Source organism: Curtobacterium sp. VKM Ac-1393, from assembly GCF_015350995.1.
Taxonomy (GTDB): domain Bacteria; phylum Actinomycetota; class Actinomycetes; order Actinomycetales; family Microbacteriaceae; genus Curtobacterium.
In genome coordinates, this window is record NZ_JADKRW010000001.1 from 379,540 (window position 1) to 403,464 (window position 23,925).

Here is a 23,925-nt window from a genome sequence, read left to right on the forward strand (position 1 = left end):
TCGCTCGGGACCTCGCCGGCGCCCGGGTGGGAGCGCAGCGTGTAGTCGAAGAGCTGCTCGGTGGTGCTCATGCGTGGGCGCCCCCTTCGAAGCCGGCCTCGTACTGTTCGAGCCAGGCCTTCTGCTCGGCGACCAGCGGGTGCGGCTCGCGGTAGACGTTGTCGAACATGACGTCGACGGACGGCGGGGTGAGCGCCACGGTGCGGCGGCGGACGTCGGCGGCGATGTCCTCGCCCTCTTCGTCGAACGCGGCGAACTGCGCGTCGGTGGCGCCCTTGGAACGCAGGTACGCCTCGGAGCGGACGATCGGGTCGCGGCGGACCCAGTCCTCGAGCTCACCGTCGGCGCGGTACCGGCTCGGGTCGTCCGAGCTGGTGTGCGCGCCGATGCGGTAGGTGTCGGCCTCGATGAAGGCCGGACCCTGGCCGCTGCGGGCGTGGTCGGTGGCGACGACCGAGGCCGTGTACGACGCCAGGATGTCGTTGCCGTCGATCAGGACGCTCGGGATCCCGAAGCCGCGCGGGCGGTCGACGAGCGGCGTCGGGGACTGCACCGACACCGGCACCGAGATCGCCCAGTGGTTGTTCTGCAGGAAGAAGACGACGGGGGCCTTCGTCGACGCCGAGAACACGTACGCCTCGTTGACGTCGCCCTGGCTCGTCGCGCCGTCGCCGAAGTAGACGATCGAGCACGCGTCGCGGTCGGGGTCACCCGTGCCGACGTCGCCGTCGAGCTTCTGCCCGAGCGCGTAGCCCGTGGCGTGCAGCGTCTGCGAGCCGATCACCAGGGTGGAGATGTGGGTGTTGCCGCGCTGGTCCGGGTCCCATCCACCGTGGGTCTGCCCGCGGTACATCGCGATGATCTCCATCGGCTCGACGCCGCGCTGCATCGTGACGGCGTGCTCGCGGTACGAGGGGAAGACGTGGTCCTGGGCGCGCAGGGCGAAGGCGGAGCCGGTCTGCGCGGCTTCCTGGCCGTGGCTGGGCACCCAGAGGCCGAGCTGGCCGGTGCGCTGCAGGTTGTGGCCAGCGTGGTCGAACCGTCGGGTGAGGACCATGCGGCGGTGCATCGCCAGCAGGGTCTCGTCGGGGATCGCCCGCGCGGCGGCGGCGAACTCGGCGTTCTCGTCGGTCTCCACGAACCGGCCCTCGGGGTCCAGGAGCCGGACGGTGGCCGTCGCAGGGGCAGCGGCGTGGAATGACATGCGGGCCAGCGTAGCGGCAGGCATCAGTCGGCCACCTGGAGGTCCCCCACAAGCGAGCGAGCCGTTTCGAGGAGCGTTTCCACAGCCTCGTGCTCGCCGATCGAGATGCGGATGCCCTCCGGCGGGAAGGCCCGCACGATGATGCCGGCGTCCTCGAACGCAGCGGCAGCGGCGACGGTCCGAGCACCCGTGGGCAGCCAGACGAAGTTGCCCTGCGCGTCCGGAACGGCCCAGCCCTGCCCGCGGAGCTCGGTGACGATGTGGTCGCGGAGTGCGGCGATCTCGGACACCCGCTCGAGCAGTTCCTCCGCGCGTTCCAGGCTCGCCAGCGCTGCGGCCTGCCCCTGCGCCGTGACGGAGAGGGGGATCGCGCACGCGCGGAGCGCCTCGAGCACGTACGCCGGGCCGAACGCGTAGCCGATCCGGAGGCCGGCCAGACCGTACGCCTTCGAGAAGGTCCGGAGGACGACCAGGTTCGGGTAGCGGGCGAGCAAGGGGTGCCCGTGCACGGCGGCCTCGTCGGTGGCGAACTCGGCGTATGCCTCGTCGAGCACGACCAGGACGGACTGCGGCACCGCGGCCATGAAGGTCGCGAACTCGGACTCGGTCACGATCGGGCCGGTCGGGTTGTTCGGTGTGCACACGATCACCATGCGGGTGCGGTCGGTGACGGCGGCGGCCATCGCGTCGAGGTCGTGGCCGCCGTCAGGCCGGTTCGGCACCTGCACGCTCGTGGCGCCCGCGACGGTGACGACACCCGGGTAGGCCTCGAACGACCGCCAGGCGTAGACGATCTCGTCGCCGGGGCCGGAGGTGGCGCGGGCGAGCTCGTGCAGGATGGCGACGCTGCCCGGCGCGACGTGGACCTCGTCGGCGGTCAGGCCGAAGCGGTTCGCGAGCGCGGCGCGGACGGCGAGGGCGGTGGCGTCGGGGTAGCGGTTGAAGGCGGTCTGCGCCTGCACGGCCTGCACGACACCGGGGAGCGGCGGGAACGGGTTCTCGTTGCTCGACAGCTTGAAGGCGTCGTCGGCTGCCTGGCGTCCCTGCTTGTAGGCGGGGAGGACCGCGATCTCGGGCCGGATGTGCACACGCTGCTCGCTCACGGGCCAACCCTACCCAGCGACCACGGGCATCATGGGTGCATGCGATTCCTCGTCCGCCTCGTCGTCAACGCCGTGGCCCTCTGGCTCACCACGCTCATCGTCAGCGGCGTCTCCGTCACCGCGTTCGGCGACGGCGGGACCACGGCGACCGTGCTCACCTACCTGCTCGTGGCCTTCGTGTTCGGGCTCGTGAACGCCGTGATCGGCACCCTGATCCGGATCGTGGCGTTCCCGATCTACATCCTGACCCTCGGGCTCATCTCGTTCATCGTGAACGCGGTCCTGCTGCTCATCGTCGCGGGGATCTCGGACGCGTTCGGCTTCGGACTCGAGGTCGAGTCCTTCGGCTGGGGCATCGTCGGCGCCTTCGTGCTCGCCGTCTTCGCCTGGCTGATCGGGCTGTTCGTCCGTCCGGTGCTGAACCGCCCGCGTGCGTGACGCGGACGGACCTCGCGGTAGGACACCTCCCTGCGTCATGATGTGACCATGGCCCCGGACGTCGACGCCCCGTTCCGCGTCTCGTTCGTCTGCAGTGGCAACATCTGCCGGTCCCCCATGGCCGGCGTCGTCTTCGCGCAGATCGCCGCGGACGCCGGTCTCGCCGACCGCTTCCACGTCGAGTCGGCCGGCACCGGCGACTGGCACGTCGGCGAACCGGCGGACGAGCGGACGATCGCGGCCCTCGCGGCGCGCGGATACGATGGCAGCAGGCATCGCGCCCGTCAGTTCGACCCGGACCGGTTCCCGGACCTCGACCTGGTGGTCGCACTCGACCGCTCCCACGAACGCGTCCTGCGATCGTGGGCACCGACCATGGACGACTCCGCCAAGGTGACGCTCCTGCTGCGGTACGACGATGCCTGGCCCCAGCAGACCGACGTGCCGGACCCGTACTACGCGGACCGGCACGAGTTCGACCGAGTGCTCTCGACCGTCGAACGGGCCTGCCGGGCGCTCTTCCACCAGCTCGAGCCGGCAGTCCGTCAGGGAGCCCCATGACCGCCCTTCCCCCGCAGCCGATCAGCCCGCTCGACGGGCGTTACTACCCGATCGTGCACACGGTGGGCGAGCACCTCTCCGAGGCCGGACTCAACCGCGCACGCATCGTGGTCGAGGTCGAGTGGCTCGTCTTCCTGACCGACCACGCGATGTTCACCACGTCGCCGCTCAGCGTCGACGACAAGGCCGCACTCCGGCGGATCGTGGAGACCTTCGGGCACGACCAGATCGCCGAACTCGCCGAGATCGAGGCGACGACCCGCCACGACGTCAAGGCCGTCGAGTACTTCGTGCGCCGCCGGCTGTCGGAGCTCGGGCTCGACGCGATCGCCGAGCTCACCCACTTCGCCGCCACGAGCGAGGACGTCAACAACCTGTCCTACGCCCTGACCGTGCGGGACACCGTCGACCAGGTCTGGCTGCCGGCCTACCGCGCCGTGCTCGAGAAGCTGCGGACCCTCGCGGTCGAGCTGCGCGCCGTCCCGATGCTGTCGCACACGCACGGGCAGCCGGCGACCCCGTCGACGCTCGGCAAGGAACTCGCCGTCGTCGTCTACCGGCTCGAGCGCGTCCTGTCCCAGATCGAGGGCGGCGAGTACCTCGGCAAGTTCTCCGGCGCCACCGGCACCTTCTCGGCGCACCTCGCCGCCGACCCCGAGGCCGACTGGCCGACGCTGTCGCGCGAGTTCGTCGAGGGCCTCGGGCTGACCTGGAACCCGCTCACCACGCAGATCGAGTCGCACGACTGGCAGGCTGAGCTGTACGACCGGATCCGGCACGCCAACCGCATCCTGCACAACCTGGCGACCGACGTGTGGACCTACATCTCGATGGGGTACTTCACGCAGATCCCGGTCGCCGGCGCCACCGGGTCGTCGACGATGCCGCACAAGATCAACCCGATCAAGTTCGAGAACGCCGAGGCGAACCTCGAGATCTCGTCGGCGCTGTTCTCGACGCTGTCCGAGACCCTCGTGACCAGCCGGCTGCAGCGCGACCTGACCGACTCGACCACGCAGCGGAACATCGGCGTCGCGTTCGGGCACTCGCTGCTCGCGCTCGACAACCTGCGACGGGGCCTCGGGGAGATCTCGGTCAACGAGGCCAAGCTCGCCGACGACCTCGACCACAACTGGGAGGTGCTCGCCGAGGCCATCCAGACGGTCATCCGGGCCGAGGTCACCGCCGGGCAGTCGAACATCGAGGACCCCTACGCGATGCTCAAGGACCTCACCCGCGGCAAGCGGGTGACCCAGCAGGACCTCGTCGTGTTCGTGAACGGTCTGGACATCTCCGACGGTGCGAAGGCCCGCCTGACGAACCTGACCCCGGCGACGTACACGGGTCTGGCGGACGAGCTGGTCGACCACCTCGACGTCTGAGCGCCGAGCGCCGGACGGTGAGCGCCGAGCAGTGCGCGCCGTGTACCGAGCGCCGAGCACTGATCCGTGAGTCGCGATGGATTCTCACAAAGGCGTGCGGAATCCTCACGAAGCCGATAGGTTCGTCCTGCTGAGCGTCGTCTCAGCACGGGGGCGTCACAGAGGACGATCCCTGCCCTCTGACCGGATGGATCTCCACACCGTGCTTCGTTCCCGCATCACCGCGGCCGCCGTCGGCGCCACCGTGCTCGGCGTCACCGCCGCGCTCGTCCCCACCGTCTCCACCGCGAACGTGTCCTCCGGCGCGGCTTCGGCCGTCGTCACGTGGACCGACTCGGCCGCCGACTTCACGGCCGCGCCCGAGGGTACGGTCCCGCTGACCGACCAGTGGTACTGGGCGGCGCTGTCCGACCCCACCGGCGGCGGGAAGATCACCGACCACGCCACGATCGACGAGGACGGCCTGTCCGTCTCCACCGGTGAGGCCATCGGCGTGATCCGCGGTCTGAACAACCCGGTGGCACCGAGCGAGCTCGGCGCACTGGTCGCCGGCGCCGGCGCCGAGACCACCGGTGTGACGAGCTTCGGCCTCGCCATCCAAGAGGGTGGCGACTCGAGCGCCCAGACCGTGGTCTTCGCGGCGGGGGACGGTGACGCCGGTCTCAGTGGCTCCTCGACCGAGTGGATCGACCCCTCCACCGGCACGACCGAGTCGACCTCGGAGCTCGCTGCCGCCCTGAAGGCGGCCGACGCCGAGGTCGTGGGGTACATCGTCTACGTCGGCATCGACATCGCCGGCGAGATCACCGCACCGCCCGCGACGGACGAGCCGACCGAGACCCCCGCGCCGGCCGAGACGCCGACGACCGCCCCGACGCCGCCGACCACCGAGGCTCCGGACACGACCCCCGCTCCCGGAACCGAGCTGAAGAGCCTCGCCTCGCCGCTCGAGTCCAGCGCCGAGCCCCTGGCCGCCGACGCCAGCGGTTCGATCTCGGCCCTGCGCATCGACGACACCACGACGTACTTCACCCCGCAGCCCACCGCCGCGGTGCGCCTGGTCACCACCTCCGCGACCCTGACCGAGGCCACCACCACCGGTGTCCGCGTCCAGGGCTCGGGCTTCGCCCCGAACGAGCTCGTCACCGCCGCGGTCGGCGACGCTGCCGACGCCGTCGCGATCCCCGGCGTGCAGTTCCGCGCCGATGCTGATGGCAACGTCTCCGGCACCATCGTGCTCCCTGCGGACCTCGTGGACGGCGCCGGCACCTACGTGCTGGGCCTGGTCGGCCTCTCGTCGGCACAGACCGCTGCGACGCCGCTCACCGTGACGGCCGACCCGGCCACCGGCACCGCACCGGTTGCCGTCCCGGTGCCCGGAACGGCGACCTTCACGGGCTGATCTTGCCCGTCCTGCCGACCGAGCCACGGCGGCGCGCGACCCTGATCGCCGCCGCCGTGGCCGTCGTCTGTGCGGGGGCCGTCGCGTTCGTCGCGCTCGGCCCCCTGTCAGCCGCGCCCGCCCCGACCCCGACGCGGTCCGTCGCCGCGCCGACGCCGACCCCGACGGCCCCGGAACCGACCCGTTCGGCAGCGCCGGTCGACGCGGTCGACGCCCCGGCCAGCACCACGGTCGCCGCCGTCAGCGGCGCGTCCGTGCCGGTCAGCGCGGCCCCGGGCGGTGACGCCACGAAGACCCTCGAGAACCCGCAGCCGTCCGGCGCACCACTCGTCTTCCGGGTCGTCGACCAGCAGGACGGCTGGGTGGAGGTGCAGCTCGCGCAGCGCCCGAACGGCAGCACCGGCTGGGTGCCGACGAGCGCGGTCACCCTGTCCGAGGACCCGTACGCGATCGTGGTCACGCGCTCGGAGAACACCCTCGACCTGTACAAGGACGGCAAGGTCGTCGACAGCTACCCCGTCGCGACCGGCACCGGCGGCACCCCGTCGCCGACGGGTCGGTTCGCCCTGACCGAGTTGCTCGCCCCGACGAACAGTGGCTACGGCCCGTACGCCTACGGCACGACGGCGTTCTCGGACGTCCTCAACTCGTTCGGCGGCGGCCCGGGCCAGATCGGCCTGCACGGCACCGACGACAGCTCGAGCATCGGGACCGCGGCTTCGCACGGCTGCATCCGCATGCACAACGCCGACATCACCGCGTTGGCCGAGCGCCTGCCGCTCGGCACCCCGTTCCAGGTGCGCTGACGGCCCTGCCGCTCACCGAGTGAGCAGAAGACGACGAGTCGCGTCGCGGGACCCGACGTCTTCTGCTCACTCGAGCGGGTCTGCCGCAGCACGCACCCGGACTGGAGGCGCGGCGTGCGCCCGGCAGTGGGCGCGACCGTCTCAGGTGGTGACGTCCAGGGCCTCGGCGACCAGCGCCTCCAGGACGGTGCGCACCACGGGACGGACCGCACGGTCGGGGCGGACGAGCGCCTCGATCCGGCGCCCTGCGCGCACGTCCGCCAGTTCGGCCAGGTGGAACCGGCCGGACGCCCGGGTGCCCGAGGTGTACCGCGGTACGAGTGCGACGCCGTGGCCCGCGGCGACCAGGTTCTCGATGACCGGCAGGTGGATGGTCCGGAAGGCGACGCTCGGCGGCGCGTCCGACGCCGCAGCCATCGCCTGCAGGACCCGGTCGATCGGGTAGCCCTCGGGCACGCCGATCCACGTCTCGCCGACCACCTCGTCGATCCCGACACGCGCGCGTCCGGCGAGCCGGTGCCCCGGTGGCAGGGCGACGTCGAGCGGTTCGCGCAGGAGCGGCACGGTCTCCACCGAACCCTGGTCTGCCGGTCGCACCCCGTCGGACCGGTGACCCACGGTGATGTCGTGGTCGGCGGCGAGCGGCGCGAACTCCCCCTCGCTGACGTCCACATCGACCAGGGTCAGCGCGATGCCGGGGTGAGCGCGCATCCGGGTGAGGACCCCGGGCAGCAGCAGTTCGGCGGCCGACGGGAAGATCGCGAGGTCGACCTGCCCCGTCGCACCGCCGAGGTGCTCCTGCCAGGCGGCGTCGACCCGGGCGATCGCCGTCGCGACCCCGGTCGACAGTCCGGCCAGGACCTCGCCGTGGGCGGTGAGTCGGACGCCACGGCCGACGCGCTCGACCAGGGGGACGCCGACCTGGCGCTGCAGCGTCTGCAGCTGTTGCGACACCGCGCTGGGCGTGCGGTGGGTGGCCTCGGCGACGGCGGTGACGCTGCCGCGCTCGGCGAGCTCGCGGAGGACGGCGAGCAGGTGCACGTCGAAGTCGACCATGCAGGGAGGCTACAACGTCAGTTGCGAACAATTCGCTGGTCCTACACGTTCGCAGCCGTCACGATCGGACCATGACCGCTCGTGACCGTCTCCTCGCCCTGGTCGTCGCCGTCGTCTGGGGCCTGAACTTCCCCGCCACGGCGCTCGCACTCGAGCACTTCCCGCCGTTCCTGCTCGCGGCCCTGCGGTTCACGATCCTGGCGGTCCCGACGCTGCTGTTCGTGCCGCGGCCGAAGATCCCGTTCGGGCGGCTGCTGCTCGTCGGGCTCGGGCTCGGCGTGCTGCAGTTCTCGTTCCTGTACCTGAGCATGGCGTCGGGGATGCCGTCCGGGTTGGCGTCACTCGTGCTGCAGGCCTCGGCGCCGTTCACGGTCGTGCTCGCCGGTGTGTTCCTGCGCGAACGGCTCACCGGTCGTCAGGTCGTCGGCGTCACGATCGCGGTCGCCGCCCTCGGCCTGATCGCCCTGCACCGGTCGCAGACGGCGGCACTGCTGCCCGTGGTGCTGGCGCTGTGCGGCGCACTCGGCTGGGCGATCGGCAACGTCGCGACCCGCCGAGCCGGAGCCACGAACCCGCTGCACCTGACGCTCTGGTGGTCGGTCGTGCCGCCGATCCCGATGGCCGTGCTGTCGTTCGTGGTCGAGGGGCCGGACCGCATCGGCGCCGCACTCGGCACGGCCGTCACCGCCGAGGCCCTGCCGGCCGACCTGGGCCTGCTCTACATCGTGCTCGTCGCGACCCTGGTCGGCTACGGCATCTGGTCGCGGCTGCTGGCGACCTACCCGTCGAGCACCGTCGCCCCCTTCTCGATGCTCGTGCCGGTCGTCGGCGTGCTCGCGTCGTGGGCGGCCTTCGGCGAGGTACCCGACCTGGTCGAGGTACTCGCGGGCGCCGTCGTCGTCGGGGCGGTGCTGTGGTCGTCCCGACCCGCACGACCCGCACGACCGGCACGCCCGGCGCAGCTGTCACGTGCGGCACGACCGGCGCCGCGACGTGCGGCGCGCCGGCGTCCGGGCGACGTCCCGGTCCCCACGCCGGTCGACGGGGTCCCGGTGGCGGTGCTCAGCCCCGGTGCTGGCGACGCTCCGCGATGATCTCGGCGAGCGCCCCGCGCAGGTGCGGGTACCGGAACTCGTAGCCCGCCTGTGTCAGCCGGGTCGGCACCACCCACCGGCTCTTCAGCACGAGTTCGGTCTCGGTGCGGATCGCGAAGGACCCGACCTCGAGCATCCACCGCGGCGTCGGCAGGCCGAACCGGCGGCCCACGGCGTCGCGGATCGTCGCCATCACGGTCCGGTTGTCGGATGGGTTCGGGCTCGACACGTTCACCGGGCCGTCGATCTCGGGGTGGTCGCGGACGAACCGGATCGACCCGAGGACGTCGGCGATGTGCACCCAGCTGAACCGCTGGCGACCGTTGGTCGGCCGGTGGTGGTGGTACGTGCCCGCTCGGAGCCGGGAACGCGTCGGCACCCAGGCGCCGTCGTGCTGCGGCCCGCCGAGCCCCGCCTGCGCGAGTCGGAGGAGCGGCACGAGCGCACTGCCGTCGCCGAACACGATCGCCATCCGGAGTGCCACACGGCGGGTCGACGGCAGGTCCGCGCCGAAGAAGGCGTCCTCCCACGCGCGCGCCACGGAGACCGAGAAGCCCTCGCCGAGCTCACCGGTCAGTTCGTCCTGTGGGCGGTCGTCGGCGTGCCGGTAGATCGTCGCGGTCGAGGCGTTCAGCCACAGCGGCGGCGGGTGCTCGGCGGTCCGGATGGCCTCGGCGAGCTCGAGCGTGGTGTCCACCCGGGAGCGCATGATCTCGGCGCGGTTGCGGCGGCCGTACCGGCAGTTCACGCTCTTGCCCGCCATGTTGACGACCAGGGCGGCGCCGTCGACGAGCTCGCGGATGCGCAGGGTGTTGCCCCACACGGCGTCGCCGGTCCGGCCGACCGTGACGACCTGGTAGCCCTCTTCGGCGAAGGCATCACGCAGGTACTGCCCCACGAACCCGCTCGCTCCCGCGATCACGACGCGGCGCTTCTGGTCGCTCATCTCATCCCCGTCCTGTGTCCGGCGCGATCTCGTACCGGAACGCCCCCTCGTACCGGTACAGCGTGCCGACCACCGGCGCCGAGAGCACCAGGGACACGCGCTGCAGGTCGGCTTCGTCATCGAATCGTTCTGTGAGCAGCACCCGCGGTGCGATCCGGGCCGGGAGGCGCACCTCGCGTCCCAACGCACGGAACGACACACGCGTGGAGACCAGGCGCAGGGCGCCCGCGTCCGGCCCGTGCGCGTCGACCTCCGCCCGGAGCCGGGCGCTGACGCGCCCGTGGCGACCGAGGTGGTCGACCAGGCCGTCCGGTTCGGCGGTGATGGCGTCCACCATCGTCCGGCTGCCGGAGCGGAACCGGAAGGTGCGGTGCGCGCGGACGGCGGGGCGGGCCTCCCGGCCTCCTCGTCCACGACGGACGCGAGCCGGCCGGTTCTCGACCGTGAAGGGGACGTCCCGTTCCCAGACCGGGAACATGACGGAATCGCGGGCGAACCAGGCGAGCACCGGCCAGAGCCAGCGGCGCGGTGTGCCGACGACGTCGAAGACGCCCTCGCCACGGCCGACGTGTCCGGGCGGGATCGCGCCGAAGTACGCGGTCAGTCGCGGGTGCAACCGGGCCAGCACGTCGGATGGTGTGGACAGCTCGTACGGCGACCGGGTCACGTCCCGATCCTGGCACGTCGTCGGTGGGGATCCCTACGATGTGGCACATGGGTCACGACCACGGAGCAGGGCACTCGCACGGGCACGCGTCCGAGCGCGCGCTGCTGATCGCGTTCTGCATCTCGGCGACGATCCTGCTGGCCGAGGTCGTCGGTGCCGTCGTCACGGGTTCCCTCGCGCTGCTCGTCGACGCCGGGCACATGGTCGTCGACACCGGTGGTCTCGGGATCGGACTCGTCGCCACCAGGCTCGCCCGCCGCAGCCCGACGACGCAGCGCACGTGGGGCTTCCAGCGCGCCGAGGTGCTCGGCGCCACGGCCCAGGCGGCGATCCTGCTCGCGGTCGGCGTCTTCGTGATCATCTCCGCGATCCAGCGGTTGTTCGTCCCCGCCGAGATCCACTCCGGGCCGCTGCTCGTGTTCGGGATCATCGGACTCGTCGGCAACCTGGTGGCCTACGGCGTGCTGCTGCGGGCCTCGGGCGAGGGGTTCACCTCGCGCGCCGCCCGGCTCGAGGTCCTCAACGACACCCTCGGCTCGGTCGCCGTCATCGCCGCCGCGATCGTGCTGATGCTGACCGGGTGGGAGCGTGCGGACTCGGTGGCCGCGATCCTGATCGGGTTGCTCATCCTGCCGAGGGCGATCCGGCTGCTGCGCGAGACCGCGAACGTGTTGCTCGAGTCGACGCCGCCGGGGCTCGACCTCGACGACGTCCGGGGCCACATCCTCGAGCTCGACCACGTCATCGCGGTGCACGACCTGCACGCAACCCTGGTGGCGACGGGGGTGCCGAACCTGACGGCGCACGTGGTGGTGGACGACGAGTGCTTCTCGACGGCGCACGCTCCGCGGATCCTCGACGAGCTGCAGCAGTGCGTGGCGGAGCACTTCGACGTCCCCGTGGAGCACTCGACCTTCCAGCTGGAGCCCGCGTCGCACCGGCGGCACGAGCACGAGGTGCACGCGTAGCGAGCGGGGCGGGCGGGCGTTGTGCCTGTCGACGTGGAACGACATCGTCGACGTCGTACGACATCGGCTTCGTCGGACGTTGCACGCGCGGGCAGTTGCTGACGCACGATTGCGACATGCTCGACGTCGTACGACATCGCGCATGTCGTTCGGGGTCGGCGCTCGCCCCCGCCCGCGTCAGCAGTCGTCGGTGCGCGTGGGGTACGCCGTGATGACCCGGTCGGTGGTGGCGGAGACGATGACCTTCACGAACGGATCCGCAGCGGGTCGCGAACCGTCGTCGAACCGCACGGGAGCCGCGTAGCAGACCTTCCCGTCGCCGGCATCGACCGGGAAGCCCGCGCGCGGGGAAACCAGCGCCGTCTGCACCGCCGTGAGCATCGCGTCGTCCCAGTCGCGGGAGCCGTGGCCGGCCACGACTTCCTGCCAGTCGGCGGTGTGCCGCTGCCGGATGTGCTCGTACCCCTGCGCCGACGTGCCGCACTGCAGCGTGACCCGGCCGAGTGCCGCGGTGTCGTACTGCGCGACGGACGAGCGGCTGTCGGAGTCGCACCGTGCGAGGGCGGCGTCGCCGGGCAGGTCCGGCCCGGTGCGCGTGATGGTGACGGAGCCGTCGCCGGAGGCGGTCGCGGCGCCGCTCGGTTCCCGGGTGGTCGAACCGGCACCGATGGTCGGGTCGTCGGCACCTTGTCGGGCCGTCAGGTACAGCCCGCCGGCGAGGAGTCCGGCAGCCAACACCGCCGCGATCCCCGTGACCACGGGACGGTTGCGGTTCTGGGGCACGCGCCCAGTATGCCGGAGGTGGGTCGCGCCTCCCGTCCTCCGCCGGCCGACGGAACCAGGTTCCGGACACGACACCACGCGATCACGTGGTGCGGTGTCCGGAACCTGGTTCCGGGGGGGTGAAAGGAGCGCGACGGGCGGACGGGAGGCCCGCCCCGCGTCAGGCGCGCGTGGCCAGTCGGGTGCCGGCGATGACGGCCAGGACGGCGACGACCGCCACGTACCCGATCAGGACGGGCAGCGTCGGGACCACCAGCAGCGCCGCCCCGACGGCCACGACCGGCACCGTCAACCCGGCGTAGGCGATGAGGAAGGTCGCCGCGAGCACCCCGCCTCGACGCTCTGGACCGACCAGGGCCCCGGCGCTCGCGATGGCGGCCCGGAACAGCAGCCCGACACCGGCGCCCGCGACGACACCGCCGCCGATGAACCCGGCGACCTGCAGCAGCACTGCGGCGATCGCCAGGACTGCCAGCCCTGCGACGAGGAGCACCATGCCGAGCCGGATCTGTGCGCGCTGCGACAGGCGAGCGAACACGATCTGCGAGACGGCACTCGCGGCGAAGACCCCGAAGGTCGTCGCACCGGCCGCCAACCGGTCGGTGACGTGGAACGTGGTGCCGAGGAACGTCGGGGCGACCGACGTGAAGAGCCCCTGGACGGCGAGCGCGGCGAACGCCGCGGCACCCGCTGCCCAGAACGCGGCGGCCTTGCCCTCCGGCGCCTGCATGCGCTGGGGGTGGTAGGCCACGCGGGTCTCCGGCCGGGCGACGGTCTCCGGCACCGCGAGGACCAGGACGAAGGCCACGGCGAGGGTGACGACGAACACGACGTACGGCACCGTGAGCGGGGCACCGACGAACTCGGCCAGCGCGCCGCCGACGAGGGCGCCGAGCGACAGCCCGCCGAGGTTCACGGCACCGGCGGCCACGCTCGCACCCTTCGCCGAGTCCGACGAACCGGTCGCACGGACCCGGAGCTCGCCGAGGTGCGCGGTCGCCGTGGCGGTGAGCGTGCCGACGCCGAGCCCGGTCACGAGGCGCGCGACGATCAGGCCGGTGACGTCGTTCCAGACCAGGAACAGCACGGCGGCGACGAGCTCGAGGGCGATCGACACCAGGATCAACGGCTTCCGCCCGTGCACGTCGCTGAGGTGTCCGGCCAGGTACAGCGACCCGACGACCCCCACGCCGTACGCGGCGAAGATGATCGTGGTGGTGAAGGTCGGGAAGCCGTCGCGCGCCTGGTAGATCACGTACAACGGTGCGGGAACGGTCGCGAAGGCCATCACCGACAGGAACGCGAAGGCGACGGCCCAGAAGCCGAACCCGTGCCGCCGGCGGGTGTGCGCGCGACGTCCGCGCGGAGCGGGGACGGTGTCGGTCGGGGTGTCGAGGACGGTTGCCATGCTCCGATGGTCGCGCCGATCGGTCATCGAGTCCAACGGATACTCTTGATGTCACCCATCGATCAGATCGATGATCGTCGGATGGAGACCCGCCTGCTGGAACAGTTCGTGACCGTCGCCGCCGAGGGCAGCATCACCCGCGCGGCCGAACGACTGTGGGCCGCGCAGTCCACGGTGTCGGCCGGGATCGCCTCGCTCGAACGGACCTTCGGCGTCCGCCTGTTCGACCGCACCGGACGACACCTCGTGCTCACCACCGCCGGTGAGGACCTGCTCCCCCACGCCCGCACGGTGCTCGAATCGCTCGACCGGATGCGTGACCTGGCGACCGTGGACGACGCCGACCTGCGTGGGCGAGTGCGGCTCGGCATCTTCACGAGCATGGACATCGTCGACCTGACCGGGGTGCTGCGACGGTTCCGGCGGCGGCACCCGCTCGTCGCCGTGGAGCTGATGACCTCGCCGTCTGGCACCACCGGGCTCGTGCAGGACCTGGTCGCCGGGCGGCTCGACATCGCGTACACGGGCTTGCCGACGGTGCCGGCCGGGGTGGTCGTCGAGCCGTTGCGGGAGATGCCGTTCCGGGTGTTCACGGCGTCGGACCACCCGCTGGCGGGGCGCGCCTCGGTGTCGCTCGCCGAGCTGGCTGACGAGCCCTTCGTCGACACGGCGCACGGGTTCGGCAACCGGATCATCCTCGACGGCGCGCTCGAACGCCTCGGGATCCGGCGGCGGATCGTCGCCGAGATGAACGACATGCCCGCGGTGATCCGGTTCGCCTCGGCCGGGCTGGGCGTCGGGGTCGTGCCGGACTCGGGGGTGCGGCACGACGGCGCGGTGCTCGACCTCGAGGACGCGGTCGAACCCCTGCGCATCGGCCTGGCGATCCGCACGAGTCCGGAGCCGAACCGCGCCGTGCAGACGTTGGCGCGCGACATCGTCGCTGCGCGCGTCGTGTGACGCGGCGCCGGTCGGTGGGTCCCACCGGCGGACTGGAGGCACGGGGCTGGGTCCGCCACGAGCCTCCAGGCCGTCAGTCCCCCCAGATCGTCTCGACGAGAGCGGGCAAGAGCCCGTCGGTCGGGACGTTGGTCTGCTCGATGGTGATCCAGGTGTCACCTCGGGTGAAGTACGTGTACGCCTTCTCCACGCCGTAGGGCTCCACGATCCCTCGGGACTGGCAGAACGTGCCGCCGTCGCGCTCGGTGCACGTCCCCCCGCCGTCCCGCGCCGGGAACTCGTCGATCTCCTGCTGGATGGCGGCCTCGGTGGCGGTCCCGACCCGGACCTCGATCCCCGAGACGTCCGCGCGCGGGTCACGCCATGTGCAGGAGACTTTCGACTCCACGCCTGCCGGATCCTGACCGTCGGGCACCCGATCGGTCCCCGACGGCGGATCGGCCTGCGTCAACGGAGTGTCGCCGAAGAAACGGCTGTAGTCCGCTGCCGAGACGAGCGCACGACAGTCCGTCGGGATCGCCGCCACGGCACTCGGAGCGGTCGGCGTGGACGTCGGGGTCGGGGCGCCGGTGATCGGCGCGGAGCTCGGGGTCGTGGCCGACGGCGACGGCTCGGGTGCCTGCGTCTGCGACGGTGCGGCGACCGGGGTGTCCTGCTGCGAGAGCGTCAGGGCGACGGCGCCGGTGGCGGTCCCGACGGCGAGCAGCGCGACGACACCGATGACGATGCCGGATCGGCCACGACCCCGCCTGGCCCGCGGGGTGGCGCGCTCGAGGACGTTCTGCTTCATCGAGACGAGCATGCGCTGCAGGTCGTCTCCCTCGGGAGGTTCAGTGTTCATCGTGCGTCACCACCTTCTTGAGTCGGCGCCGGCTGCGGGAGACCCGCTGGGTGACCGCCCCGACACTGAGACCGAGCATCTCGGCGGCCTCGGCGTAGGAGTACCCCTCGAGCAGGCAGAGTTCGCAGATCCGTCGGTCGGTCTCCGGCAGTGCGGCGATCTCGTCGCGGACCCAGCGCAGGAGTTCCCGCGCCTCGTCCTGGTCGGTCGGCGCGACGAGGTGCTCCGGCAGTTCGTCGGCGCGTCGACGGGCCTGCTTCCGGCCGGTGTTGAACGCGTGGTTCCGGCAGACGACGAGCAGCCACGGCAGCACGGTGTCGGCCGGGAGCTCCAGTGCCACCGCCCGCTGCCAGAGGGTCAGGAACGAGTCCTGCACGATCTCCTCGACGTCGGAACGGTCGTCGACGAGTGCCCAGGCGTACCGGGTGAGTGTGGCGGCGTAGCGGTCGAACACCCGTGCGAGCGCACCGGTGTCCCCCTGCGCGATCGCACGGACGAGTCCTTCGTCCGTGTCGGTGCCGGTCGTCACGTCCACATCCCACCTCCTTCACTCAGAGGTGTCGGCAGGACGCGCGATCCTGACAGGACCGTGGCGGAAACGTGATCCCGGGCGTGTCCGACCCGAGACGCGATCCGGCCGGACCGGTGCCGATCAGTGGAAGTCGTCGCCCTCGCCCTCGCCGGGCGCCTTGTGCCCGCCGAGCATGTCGTTGTCGTCCTGCTCACTCGTCGAGGCGAGCTGCAGCATCGCGAGGACGACGACCACCACGATGAACGCGACGCCGAGGAAGATCACGGCCAGCTGGAGTTCCCGCGTCGAGAACAGCACGACGAGCCCGGTGAACACCGCGATGATCGCGGAGATCCCGAGGAGCTCGACCGGGCGCAGACGGTCACGACGGCTGGGGGTGGTCATGCGTGTGGTGCTCCGTTCGGGGTGACGGCCGGCGAGGCCGTACCCCACTTGTGCGAGAGGCCGGCGATCACGTGGAAGACCGCCGTGACGGCGAGGTAGGCGCCGAGCAGGCCGACCAGGACGATCGAGGCGTCGAGGGTGCCGGTGACCTGTTCCACGCCACCGAGTTGCTGCGAGTAGTCCGGCGGGGTCACGAGGAAGGCGACGGCGAGCAGCAGGGTGAGCCCGCCGATCGTGGTCCAGTCCCGCGCGAAGGGCGAACGGCGTCGGGCGCGGAGCCCCTGCGCCAGCTCGAGGGCCCCGGTCAGCACCGCGAAGGCGACGACGATCGAGATGAACGCGGGCAGGCCGAGGCCGTTGCCGGCGAACCCGGCGACCGCGGCCAGCAGGGTGATGACCGCCTGCAGCAGCGTGGTGCGGCGGGACCGGCCGTCGAGCGGGAGACGCGCGATGCCGGCCCAGAGGAGCACGAGGCCCTCGACCAGCGCGAACCCGGCGAACAACAGCAGGCCGTAACCGGCGGCGTGGTTCGTCGAGAAGGTGATGACGAGTGCGACGACCGCGGCGGGCACGGCCCGGAGGATCGGGATCGGCCAGTACCGCGCGCGTTGGGTCGCCTCGTTCACGGTGGTGGCGTCGTCCACGGTGTCGGACACGGGACCTCTTTCAGGCATGCGGATCGTGGGTTCGATCCTACCGCCGGAGTGGCGGCCGCCCGACCGCCGTGGGGACCCGCAGCACTGAGGATGCTCGAATCCGTGGACGGGGCGGCGCCGACCGAGCGACGCCGCCCCGCACCCGATCAGGGTCGTTGCTGGTCGTCGGTCGTCCCCGATCGCCGTGCACGCCGACGCGCGAGCCACCAGCACGTCGAGCCGGGCGCGACCACCACCCCGGCGAGTGCCGCGAGCACCCCGAGGTCGTCGGCTCCCGTGTAGGCGAGGGCGCCCACGGTGGGCGTCCCGCCGTCGACCGTGCCGCCGCTGCCCCGGTCACCGTCGTCGCCTTCGTCGCCCCGAGGAGCGATCGTGGAAGCGGCCTCGTCAGCATCGGGCTCCGGAGCCCTCGTGGTGGTCGGGGACGGGCTCGGTGCTGGGCCCTCGTCGCCGGGCCCCTCGTCGACGGGGTCCACGACGATCGGCACCTCGGTGGACGGGTCGCCGCCGTCCGGGTCCGTGGGGGACGTCGCCGTGGCCACGTTCACCACGTCCGACCCGTCCCCCTGGTACTCCGGGTCGAGCACGGCACGGATGCGGAAGTCGAGGGTCTCCCCCACGGCGAGCGCGACCTCGGACCGGCAGGTCACGCGCTGCCCCTCGGCCGTGCAGCCGTCGTCGGACCCGACGAAGCGCATCGCCTCGGGCAGGTCGTCCACCGCGCCGACCTGCTGCGCGACCGACGGTCCGCGGTTCCGCGCGGTCACGGTGTACTCGACCTCGTCACCGGGCACGACGGTGGACGGTGACACCGTCTTGTCCGTCTCGACGTGGGCGACGACCGCCGGCGCGGCGACGGTCGTGCTCGCCCGCGAGCTGTTGTCGGCCTCGTTCGTGTCGGACATCGACGCCGGAGGTGCGATGGTCGCGACGCTCTCGAGTTCCCCCTCGGCCCCCTCGGCGATCCGCCCCTCGATCGTCACCACGGCCGATCCGCCCCGGGGCAGGTCGAGGTCGGTCGCCACGTCACCCTGGCCGGATCCGGTCACACAGCCGGAGCCCTCCGCCGCCGCGCACGTCCAGGAAGCACCCTCGATCGCGTCGGGGACGTCCACCCGCAGCGGGCTGGGGTCGGCCGCGTTCGGCCCGGGGTTCCGCGCCGTGACGGTGTACCGGACGGGCGCCCCGGCGACTGCGGTGGCGGGCAGGTCGTGCTCGACGGACAGGTCGGCGGGCTTCCAGACCCGGAGGGCGTCGACCTCGTGGTTGTCCACGTGGCTGCCGGTCGCACCGGCGAACCCGAGCCGGAGGGTGCTCGGCAGCGGGGTCTGCTCGTCTCCGTGCAGGGGAACCGAGTCGAGCACGGTGCGCATGGCCGAGCCGACCTGCAGGCGGACGGTCATCGACAGCTCGCCAGCGTCGCCGGGCAGCAGGGTGATGCGGACCTTCCGCGGCGTCGATCCGTTCGTCACCGTGCCGCCGGGGGCGGGTGCCCCGGCGACGTACCGGTAGCCCTCGAGCCCGTTGCCGGACCCGCGGACGACGACGTGGTCCGGCTGTGCTCCGGGGCCGGAGGCGTTGATGCGCGACGAGAAGTTGCCGTAGTGGTCGATCGCGATCCCCGCGAAGCCTCCGGGGACACCGGGCAGGTCGCACAGTCGCCCGCCACCCTCGGTGGCCTCCTTGCGGCAGGCGTACCCGAGCCCGGCACCGAAGGACCCCACACCCTGCGCCGCCGCACCGTCGGCGAGGTACAGGAGCAGCCCGTCGGCCCCGGGGTCGTCCTTCGCGGTGTGCATCGCGTAGGTGAACTCGATCTCGAGCCCGGTGTCGGACGGGAACGTGTCGTTGGTCGACCACGCTCCCGCCTGGTTGCGGACGTCCTCGGTCAGACGCAGCCGTCCGCCGGTGACCGTGGCGTCACCGTGCAGCGCGCCGCCGGACGCGCTGGAGAACTGGTTGACGTACGGGAAGTCGAGCGTCGCTGCGCTCGAGCCCGCGGGCAGGATCGTCGGTGCCGCGAGCACGGCGAGCGCGGTCAGTGCGGTGCACGTCGCGGCGAGGCGGCGGACGAGCCGCGACCGGACCGGACGTGGGACGGATGCTGGAGCAGTGGGTTCTCTCATGCCCCGATCGTCGCGATCCGGACGTCACCGGAGGGCGGCCCCGACCCGATCTGTGGAACGGGGCCACGGGCCTCCTGGCTGTGGAGGAAGAACGGACTGACCCGGTCCGCTCAGGCCAACCACACCGTTGTCTCACCCGGCAAGACGCGCGGCGAGACGCCCGGCGAAGCACCGGGCACCGCGCCGAGCGGCCCCGACGCGACCACGACGTCTCCCGCCGGCATCGGCACCGGCGTCGTGCCGAAGTTCGTGACCGACCGCCACCCGTCGTGCCGGGCGAAGGCGACCACACCGTCGGGCGCGTCCAGCCAGGTGAGCTCCTCCCCCTGCTGCAGCCGGCGACGGGCGTCCAGCGCTGCCCGGTACAGGGACAGCGTCGACGTCGGATCGCCGTCCTCCGCCTGCACCGACGACGCCCCGAAGTCGGCCGGCTGCGGCAGCAGCGGTGCGACGTCGCCGAAGCCGAACGACGGCCCGGAGGTCGTCCACGGGATCGGCACACGGCAGCCGTCGCGGCCCTTCACGGTGTGCCCCGAGCGCAGCCACTTCGGGTCCTGCAGCTCGTCGTGCGGGATGGCCGTGGCCTCGTGCAGCCCGAGCTCCTCGCCCTGGTAGACGTACGACGAACCGGGCAGCGCGAGCATGAGCAGGGTCGCGGCGCGGGCACGGCGCAGTCCCCGCTCACGGTCGAGCTCGGGCGCGGTGCCGTCGGTCAGCAGCCAGGCGTCGGTGTCCGTACCGTCCGGCAGGCCGTAGCGGCTGGCGTGCCGCACGACGTCGTGGTTCGACAGCACCCAGGTACTCGACGCCCCGGACTGCTCCGACGCCGCCAGGTTCCGTTCGACGATGCTCCGGAAGTCGGCGGCTTCGAACGGTGCCTCCAGCAGGTCGAAGTTGAACGCCTGTCCGAGTTCGGTGGGCCGGGCGTACAGGACGCGTCGTGGTCCGGGCGCCCAGGCCTCGGCCACGGCGGCGCGGGGCGGTGCGTACTCGTCGAGCACGGTCCGCCACGACGCGAAGACCTCGTGCACCTCGTCGCGGTCGTACAGCGGGTCGGAACCGTCGAGCGGCAGCGCGTGCTCGTTCGACGGGCGGTACGGCGTCGACAGGTCCTTCGCCAGGCCGTGTGCGACGTCGACCCGGAAGCCGTCGACCCCGCGGTCGGACCAGAAGCGCAGCGTGTCCTCGAAGTCGGCGCGGACCTCGGGGTTCGACCAGTCCAGGTCCGGTTGCTCTGGAGCGAACAGGTGCAGGTACCACTGACCGTCCGACACCCGCGTCCACGCGCTCCCGCCGAAGTTCGAGACCCAGTCGCTCGGCGGCAGCGCTCCGGAGGGGCCCGCGCCGTCGCGGAACACGTACCACGCTCGTTCCGGAGAGCCGGGGGCGGCCGCCAGCGCGGCCCGGAACCACTCGTGCTCGTCCGAGGTGTGGTTCGGCACGATGTCGACGATCACCCGCAGGTCGTGCTCGTGCGCGGCCCGCACCAGGGCGTCGAGGTCCTCGAGCGACCCGAGCCGCGGGTCGACAGCCCGGTAGTCGGCCACGTCGTAGCCGCCGTCGGCGAGTGGCGACGGGAAGAACGGCGAGAGCCAGATCGCATCGACGCCGAGCTCCGCCAGGTACGGCACGCGGCTGGTGATCCCGGCGACGTCGCCCAGGCCGTCGGCGTCCGAGTCCGCGAAGCTGCGCGGGTAGACCTGGTAGACGACGGCGTCGCGCCACCAGTCCGGGTTCGTCGTGCGGGGCGTGCTGGCCGGCGTCCGAAGCGTGCTCACGTCGCCACCGTACCCAGCGGAGCGGACACCGGGTACCCAGCGGAGCGGACACCGGGCACGGATCGGGAATGGCTGCCGACGTGACAGCATTGGTTGTCGCTGACACCTTTCCGTCACAGAACGGGCTCACACCCGTCGAAGAACCAGAAGGATCACCATGACGAACGTCCTCACACTCGTCGGCAGCCTGCGCGCCGACTCCATCAACCGCAAGCTCGCCGAGGCCGCGGCGCACCACGCGCCGGAGGGCATCGAGGTCTCCACGTTCGACGGCATCGTCGACCTGCCGTTCTACAACGAGGACATCGACGGGGACACCCCGCCCGCCGCGGCCGTCGCCTTCCGCGACGCCATCGCCGCCGCGGACGCTGTCCTGCTCGTCACCCCCGAGTACAACGGCACGATCCCGGCCGTCCTGAAGAACGCACTCGACTGGGCATCGCGTCCGTTCGGCGCGTCGCCGCTGTCCGGCAAGCCGCTCGCCGCCATCGGTTCGGCGTTCGGTCAGTACGGCGGCGTCTGGGCCCACGACGACGCGCGCAAGGTCGCCGGCATCGCCGGCGCGAAGGTCCTGGAGGACGTCAAGGTCGCCATCCCGCAGTCGGTGGTCCGCTTCGCGGAGACCCACCCGCGCGAGGACGCCGAGGTCACGGAGCTCGTCCAGGGCGCGCTGCGCGCGCTCGCCGACGCGTCGACGGAGCAGGCCGCCGCGTAGTCGGCCGGGTGCGGTCGTCCGCACCACACGACGGACGGGAGGCGCGTGGCGACCCCGCCACGGGCCTCCCGTCCTGCGCGTGAGCGCCTCGAACGCCGGGTGCAGGCACACCCACAGGAAGTCGCTAGACGGCCTCCATACGAGACGGACTAGCCTGTTCGAATGGCAACGGAGGAGATCACCGAGGCGTCCGGGTACTGGTTCCCCGACGACGACGCGACGCAGCGCGGGGTCGCCGTGCTGAACGCCCTGCGCCGCTACCGGGCCGCCGAGACCGCGATGCGCCGCCGGACCCGCGACTCCATGGGCATGGGCGAGACGGACCTGCTCGCCGTGCGCTTCCTGCTGCAGTCGCAGCGTTCGGGACGCAGCATCAGCCCGAAGGACCTCGCGGCACACCTCAAGATCTCGTCGGCCTCGACCACGATCCTCGTCGACCGGCTGGTCAAGTCGAACCACGTGCGCCGCGACCCACACCCCACCGACCGCCGCGCCCTCGTGATCACGCCGACCACCGAGACCGACGACGAGGTCCGCGCCACGCTCGGCATCATGCACCGTCGGATGATGACCATCGCCGAGGGGCTCCCCGCCTCGGAAGCCCGCATCGTCGCGTCGTTCCTCGAGCAGATGCGCGGTGCCGTCGACCAGGTGGACCCCGCACCGGCCCACTGATCGCCGCGAGCACGCCCCGGTCGAACGCTCGGGGGACAGTGCGGTTCCGTGTGCACTGAGAACGGACTCGGGTGCACCGCGTAGACCGGAACGGTCACCGACGCGAAAGGAGCCACAACCATGCACGCATCGGACAAGATGGCCAAGAACCTCCAGGCGGTCCTCGTGGACCTCATCGACCTGCACCTCCAGGGCAAGCAGGCCCACTGGAACATCCTCGGCACCAACTTCCGCGACCTCCACCTGCAGCTCGACGAGATCGTCGACGCCGCGCGCGAGTTCGCCGACGACACCGCGGAGCGCATGCGTGCGCTCTACCTCGTGCCGGACGGCCGCTCGGCGACCGTCGCTGCCTCGAGCCACCTCGACCAGTTCCCCGAGGGCGAGATCACCACGCACGACGCGATCGACCAGGTGACGCTCCGCCTGTACCAGGCGACCGGCACGATGCGCGACGTCCACGACGAGGTCGACGACGAAGACCCGACGACCGCGGACCTGCTCCACGGCTTCATCGAACGGCTCGAGCAGCTCGCGTGGATGGTCTCCGCCGAGAACCGCGCACCGCGCACGCCGCTCGCCTCGGCCACGACGCCCGCGGTCGCCGACGCCTCCGCACACGCGTAGGAGGTCAGGTGGACCTCGGCATCCAGGGCAAGACCGCTCTCGTCTTCGGTGCCGACTCCGGCATCGGCTGGAACACGGGTCGCATCCTCTTGGCAGAGGGTGCGACCGTGGTCGTGAGCGACCTCGACCAGGCGCAGCTCGACAACAGTGCCGACCAGCTCGAGGCACCGCTGGGCAAGCTGCACGCGTTCGCGGCAGATGTCACGAGCGCGTCCAGCCTCGCAGTCCTGCACGACAAGGTGCGCGACGCCGTCGGCGAGATCGACATCCTCGTGCAGTCCTCGGGCGTCACCGGCGCGCAGGGACTGTTCCACGAGATCGACGAGCAGGGCTGGCTCGACACCATCGACGTCGACTTGATGGGCCCGGTCCGCATCACGCGCGAGTTCATCGGCGACCTGCGGCAGGGCGGTTGGGGACGCATCGTGTACCTCGTGTCCGAGGACGCCTCGCAGCCGTACGACGACGAACTGCCGTACTGCGCCTCGAAGGCGGGCGTGCTGTCCTTCGCGAAGGGCCTGTCCCGGAGCTACGCGGCAGAGGGCCTGCTCGTCAACACCGTCAGTCCCGCGTTCATCCACACGCCGATGACCGACGCCATGATGAACAAGCGGGCGAAGGAGACGAACCAGAGCTTCGACGACGCCGTCACGAGCTTCCTCGACGAGGAACGTCCGTACATGGAGCTGGGGCGCCGCGGGGAGCCGGAGGAGGTCGCGAACGTCATCGCCTTCCTCTGCTCCGACCTCGCGAGCTTCGTCAACGGCTCCAACTACCGGGTCGACTCCGGCTCGGTCGCCACGATCTGACCCG

25 protein-coding genes are annotated in these 23,925 nt (G+C 71.8%); 12 read left to right on the forward strand and 13 right to left on the reverse strand.

Annotated features, from left to right (window positions below; translation table 11 throughout):
- Window positions 1–67: 67 nt before the first annotated feature.
- Both ITJ59_RS01750 and ITJ59_RS01755 read right to left on the reverse strand, forming a co-directional pair.
- Window positions 68–1,204 carry a thiamine pyrophosphate-dependent dehydrogenase E1 component subunit alpha gene (locus ITJ59_RS01750; protein ID WP_194649418.1) on the reverse strand — a complete coding sequence of 379 codons (1,137 nt, stop codon included), beginning with the start codon at window positions 1,202–1,204 and terminating at the stop codon, window positions 68–70.
- Window positions 1,205–1,227: 23 nt separating this feature from the next.
- Window positions 1,228–2,307: a histidinol-phosphate transaminase gene (locus ITJ59_RS01755; RefSeq protein WP_194649419.1), complete on the reverse strand. Its 1,080-nt coding sequence runs from the start codon at window positions 2,305–2,307 to the stop codon at window positions 1,228–1,230.
- 39 nt (window positions 2,308–2,346) lie between these two features.
- Between ITJ59_RS01755 and ITJ59_RS01760 the strand changes: the two genes are divergently transcribed.
- The 5 genes from ITJ59_RS01760 (at window position 2,347) to ITJ59_RS01780 (ending at window position 6,896) form a co-directional block, all read left to right on the forward strand.
- The gene (locus tag ITJ59_RS01760; RefSeq protein ID WP_194649420.1) at window positions 2,347–2,745 is read left to right on the forward strand and encodes a phage holin family protein; all 399 of its coding nucleotides are present in this window, start codon (window positions 2,347–2,349) and stop codon (window positions 2,743–2,745) included.
- A gap of 48 nt (window positions 2,746–2,793) precedes the next feature.
- The gene (locus ITJ59_RS01765) at window positions 2,794–3,306 is read left to right on the forward strand and encodes a low molecular weight protein-tyrosine-phosphatase (protein ID WP_111087056.1); all 513 of its coding nucleotides are present in this window, start codon (window positions 2,794–2,796) and stop codon (window positions 3,304–3,306) included.
- Complete coding sequence (purB, locus tag ITJ59_RS01770) at window positions 3,303–4,688, forward strand: adenylosuccinate lyase (protein WP_194649421.1); 1,386 nt, start codon at window positions 3,303–3,305, stop codon at window positions 4,686–4,688. Before ITJ59_RS01765 ends, purB begins: the two co-directional genes overlap by 4 nt.
- A gap of 202 nt (window positions 4,689–4,890) precedes the next feature.
- The gene (locus ITJ59_RS01775; RefSeq protein ID WP_194649422.1) at window positions 4,891–6,090 is read left to right on the forward strand and encodes a hypothetical protein; all 1,200 of its coding nucleotides are present in this window, start codon (window positions 4,891–4,893) and stop codon (window positions 6,088–6,090) included.
- Window positions 6,091–6,092: 2 nt separating this feature from the next.
- The gene (locus tag ITJ59_RS01780; RefSeq protein WP_228510750.1) at window positions 6,093–6,896 is read left to right on the forward strand and encodes a L,D-transpeptidase family protein; all 804 of its coding nucleotides are present in this window, start codon (window positions 6,093–6,095) and stop codon (window positions 6,894–6,896) included.
- A gap of 141 nt (window positions 6,897–7,037) precedes the next feature.
- On the opposite strand, the gene ITJ59_RS01785 is transcribed toward ITJ59_RS01780, so the two are convergent.
- Complete coding sequence (locus ITJ59_RS01785) at window positions 7,038–7,952, reverse strand: LysR family transcriptional regulator (protein ID WP_194649423.1); 915 nt, start codon at window positions 7,950–7,952, stop codon at window positions 7,038–7,040.
- A gap of 71 nt (window positions 7,953–8,023) precedes the next feature.
- Between ITJ59_RS01785 and ITJ59_RS01790 the strand changes: the two genes are divergently transcribed.
- Window positions 8,024–9,046 (forward strand): EamA family transporter, encoded by a 1,023-nt coding sequence (locus ITJ59_RS01790; RefSeq protein ID WP_194649424.1) that lies wholly within the window; start codon window positions 8,024–8,026, stop codon window positions 9,044–9,046.
- On the opposite strand, the gene ITJ59_RS01795 is transcribed toward ITJ59_RS01790, so the two are convergent.
- Window positions 9,015–9,992, reverse strand: coding sequence for an epimerase (locus tag ITJ59_RS01795; protein ID WP_194649425.1), 978 nt, complete (start codon window positions 9,990–9,992; stop codon window positions 9,015–9,017). The two genes, ITJ59_RS01790 and ITJ59_RS01795, sit on opposite strands and share 32 nt — an antisense overlap.
- 1 nt (window position 9,993) lies before the next feature.
- Window positions 9,994–10,659: a DUF4166 domain-containing protein gene (locus ITJ59_RS01800; protein ID WP_194649426.1), complete on the reverse strand. Its 666-nt coding sequence runs from the start codon at window positions 10,657–10,659 to the stop codon at window positions 9,994–9,996.
- A 47-nt stretch (window positions 10,660–10,706) separates the two neighbouring features.
- Between ITJ59_RS01800 and ITJ59_RS01805 the strand changes: the two genes are divergently transcribed.
- Window positions 10,707–11,627 carry a cation diffusion facilitator family transporter gene (locus tag ITJ59_RS01805; protein WP_194649427.1) on the forward strand — a complete coding sequence of 307 codons (921 nt, stop codon included), beginning with the start codon at window positions 10,707–10,709 and terminating at the stop codon, window positions 11,625–11,627.
- A gap of 177 nt (window positions 11,628–11,804) precedes the next feature.
- On the opposite strand, the gene ITJ59_RS01810 is transcribed toward ITJ59_RS01805, so the two are convergent.
- A complete protein-coding gene (locus ITJ59_RS01810) occupies window positions 11,805–12,410 on the reverse strand; it encodes a hypothetical protein (RefSeq protein ID WP_194649428.1) in 606 nt (201 codons plus the stop codon).
- Window positions 12,411–12,570: 160 nt separating this feature from the next.
- Window positions 12,571–13,818: an MFS transporter gene (locus tag ITJ59_RS01815; protein WP_194649429.1), complete on the reverse strand. Its 1,248-nt coding sequence runs from the start codon at window positions 13,816–13,818 to the stop codon at window positions 12,571–12,573.
- A gap of 48 nt (window positions 13,819–13,866) precedes the next feature.
- On the opposite strand from ITJ59_RS01815, the gene ITJ59_RS01820 reads away from it, so the two are divergent.
- The gene (locus ITJ59_RS01820) at window positions 13,867–14,778 is read left to right on the forward strand and encodes a LysR family transcriptional regulator (RefSeq protein WP_194649430.1); all 912 of its coding nucleotides are present in this window, start codon (window positions 13,867–13,869) and stop codon (window positions 14,776–14,778) included.
- A gap of 73 nt (window positions 14,779–14,851) precedes the next feature.
- Here ITJ59_RS01820 and ITJ59_RS01825 read toward each other — a convergent pair whose 3' ends face one another.
- From ITJ59_RS01825 to ITJ59_RS01850, 6 genes are all read right to left on the reverse strand, one after another.
- A complete protein-coding gene (locus tag ITJ59_RS01825) occupies window positions 14,852–15,619 on the reverse strand; it encodes a hypothetical protein (protein WP_194649431.1) in 768 nt (255 codons plus the stop codon).
- Window positions 15,609–16,148, reverse strand: a complete 540-nt coding sequence (locus tag ITJ59_RS01830) for an RNA polymerase sigma factor (protein WP_194649432.1) — start codon at window positions 16,146–16,148, stop codon at window positions 15,609–15,611. The genes ITJ59_RS01825 and ITJ59_RS01830 overlap by 11 nt, the downstream gene beginning before the upstream one ends.
- Window positions 16,149–16,271: 123 nt before the next feature.
- Window positions 16,272–16,535: a hypothetical protein gene (locus ITJ59_RS01835; RefSeq protein WP_194649433.1), complete on the reverse strand. Its 264-nt coding sequence runs from the start codon at window positions 16,533–16,535 to the stop codon at window positions 16,272–16,274.
- Window positions 16,532–17,191, reverse strand: a complete 660-nt coding sequence (locus ITJ59_RS01840; protein ID WP_194649434.1) for a hypothetical protein — start codon at window positions 17,189–17,191, stop codon at window positions 16,532–16,534. The genes ITJ59_RS01835 and ITJ59_RS01840 overlap by 4 nt, the downstream gene beginning before the upstream one ends.
- A gap of 146 nt (window positions 17,192–17,337) precedes the next feature.
- A complete protein-coding gene (locus tag ITJ59_RS01845) occupies window positions 17,338–19,317 on the reverse strand; it encodes a lectin-like domain-containing protein (protein WP_194649435.1) in 1,980 nt (659 codons plus the stop codon).
- Window positions 19,318–19,427: 110 nt separating this feature from the next.
- Entirely contained in the window at window positions 19,428–21,095 is a 1,668-nt protein-coding gene (locus ITJ59_RS01850; protein ID WP_323749367.1) for a glycoside hydrolase family 13 protein, read from the reverse strand.
- Window positions 21,096–21,252: 157 nt separating this feature from the next.
- Here ITJ59_RS01850 and ITJ59_RS01855 point away from each other — a divergent pair, with 157 nt between their 5' ends.
- The 4 genes from ITJ59_RS01855 to ITJ59_RS01870 all read left to right on the forward strand — a co-directional run bounded on the left by ITJ59_RS01855 (window position 21,253) and on the right by ITJ59_RS01870 (window position 23,921).
- Window positions 21,253–21,810, forward strand: a complete 558-nt coding sequence (locus ITJ59_RS01855) for an NADPH-dependent FMN reductase (protein ID WP_194649437.1) — start codon at window positions 21,253–21,255, stop codon at window positions 21,808–21,810.
- 162 nt (window positions 21,811–21,972) lie between these two features.
- On the forward strand, window positions 21,973–22,485 hold the full coding sequence (locus ITJ59_RS01860) for a MarR family winged helix-turn-helix transcriptional regulator (protein ID WP_194649438.1): 513 nt from the start codon (window positions 21,973–21,975) through the stop codon (window positions 22,483–22,485).
- Window positions 22,486–22,605: 120 nt separating this feature from the next.
- The gene (locus tag ITJ59_RS01865) at window positions 22,606–23,112 is read left to right on the forward strand and encodes a Dps family protein (RefSeq protein ID WP_194649439.1); all 507 of its coding nucleotides are present in this window, start codon (window positions 22,606–22,608) and stop codon (window positions 23,110–23,112) included.
- Window positions 23,113–23,120: 8 nt separating this feature from the next.
- Window positions 23,121–23,921, forward strand: a complete 801-nt coding sequence (locus ITJ59_RS01870) for an SDR family NAD(P)-dependent oxidoreductase (protein ID WP_194649440.1) — start codon at window positions 23,121–23,123, stop codon at window positions 23,919–23,921.
- The last annotated feature ends 4 nt before the right edge of the window (window positions 23,922–23,925 follow it).

Excerpts from the sequence above, each read along its gene's own strand:
- ITJ59_RS01865 (WP_194649439.1), top strand. The coding sequence starts at position 22,606 with ATGCACGCATCGGACAAGATGGCCAAGAACCTCCAGGCGGTCCTCGTG.
- ITJ59_RS01820 (WP_194649430.1), top strand. The coding sequence starts at position 13,867 with ATGTCACCCATCGATCAGATCGATGATCGTCGGATGGAGACCCGCCTG.
- ITJ59_RS01760 (WP_194649420.1), top strand. The coding sequence starts at position 2,347 with ATGCGATTCCTCGTCCGCCTCGTCGTCAACGCCGTGGCCCTCTGGCTC.
- ITJ59_RS01765 (WP_111087056.1), top strand. The coding sequence starts at position 2,794 with ATGGCCCCGGACGTCGACGCCCCGTTCCGCGTCTCGTTCGTCTGCAGT.
- ITJ59_RS01750 (WP_194649418.1), bottom strand. The coding sequence starts at position 1,204 with ATGTCATTCCACGCCGCTGCCCCTGCGACGGCCACCGTCCGGCTCCTG.
- ITJ59_RS01860 (WP_194649438.1), top strand. The coding sequence starts at position 21,973 with ATGGCAACGGAGGAGATCACCGAGGCGTCCGGGTACTGGTTCCCCGAC.
- ITJ59_RS01815 (WP_194649429.1), bottom strand. The coding sequence starts at position 13,818 with ATGGCAACCGTCCTCGACACCCCGACCGACACCGTCCCCGCTCCGCGC.
- ITJ59_RS01825 (WP_194649431.1), bottom strand. The coding sequence starts at position 15,619 with ATGAACACTGAACCTCCCGAGGGAGACGACCTGCAGCGCATGCTCGTC.
- ITJ59_RS01805 (WP_194649427.1), top strand. The coding sequence starts at position 10,707 with ATGGGTCACGACCACGGAGCAGGGCACTCGCACGGGCACGCGTCCGAG.
- ITJ59_RS01845 (WP_194649435.1), bottom strand. The coding sequence starts at position 19,317 with ATGAGAGAACCCACTGCTCCAGCATCCGTCCCACGTCCGGTCCGGTCG.
- ITJ59_RS01790 (WP_194649424.1), top strand. The coding sequence starts at position 8,024 with ATGACCGCTCGTGACCGTCTCCTCGCCCTGGTCGTCGCCGTCGTCTGG.
- ITJ59_RS01785 (WP_194649423.1), bottom strand. The coding sequence starts at position 7,952 with ATGGTCGACTTCGACGTGCACCTGCTCGCCGTCCTCCGCGAGCTCGCC.
- purB (WP_194649421.1), top strand. The coding sequence starts at position 3,303 with ATGACCGCCCTTCCCCCGCAGCCGATCAGCCCGCTCGACGGGCGTTAC.
- ITJ59_RS01855 (WP_194649437.1), top strand. The coding sequence starts at position 21,253 with ATGACGAACGTCCTCACACTCGTCGGCAGCCTGCGCGCCGACTCCATC.
- ITJ59_RS01835 (WP_194649433.1), bottom strand. The coding sequence starts at position 16,535 with ATGACCACCCCCAGCCGTCGTGACCGTCTGCGCCCGGTCGAGCTCCTC.
- ITJ59_RS01795 (WP_194649425.1), bottom strand. The coding sequence starts at position 9,992 with ATGAGCGACCAGAAGCGCCGCGTCGTGATCGCGGGAGCGAGCGGGTTC.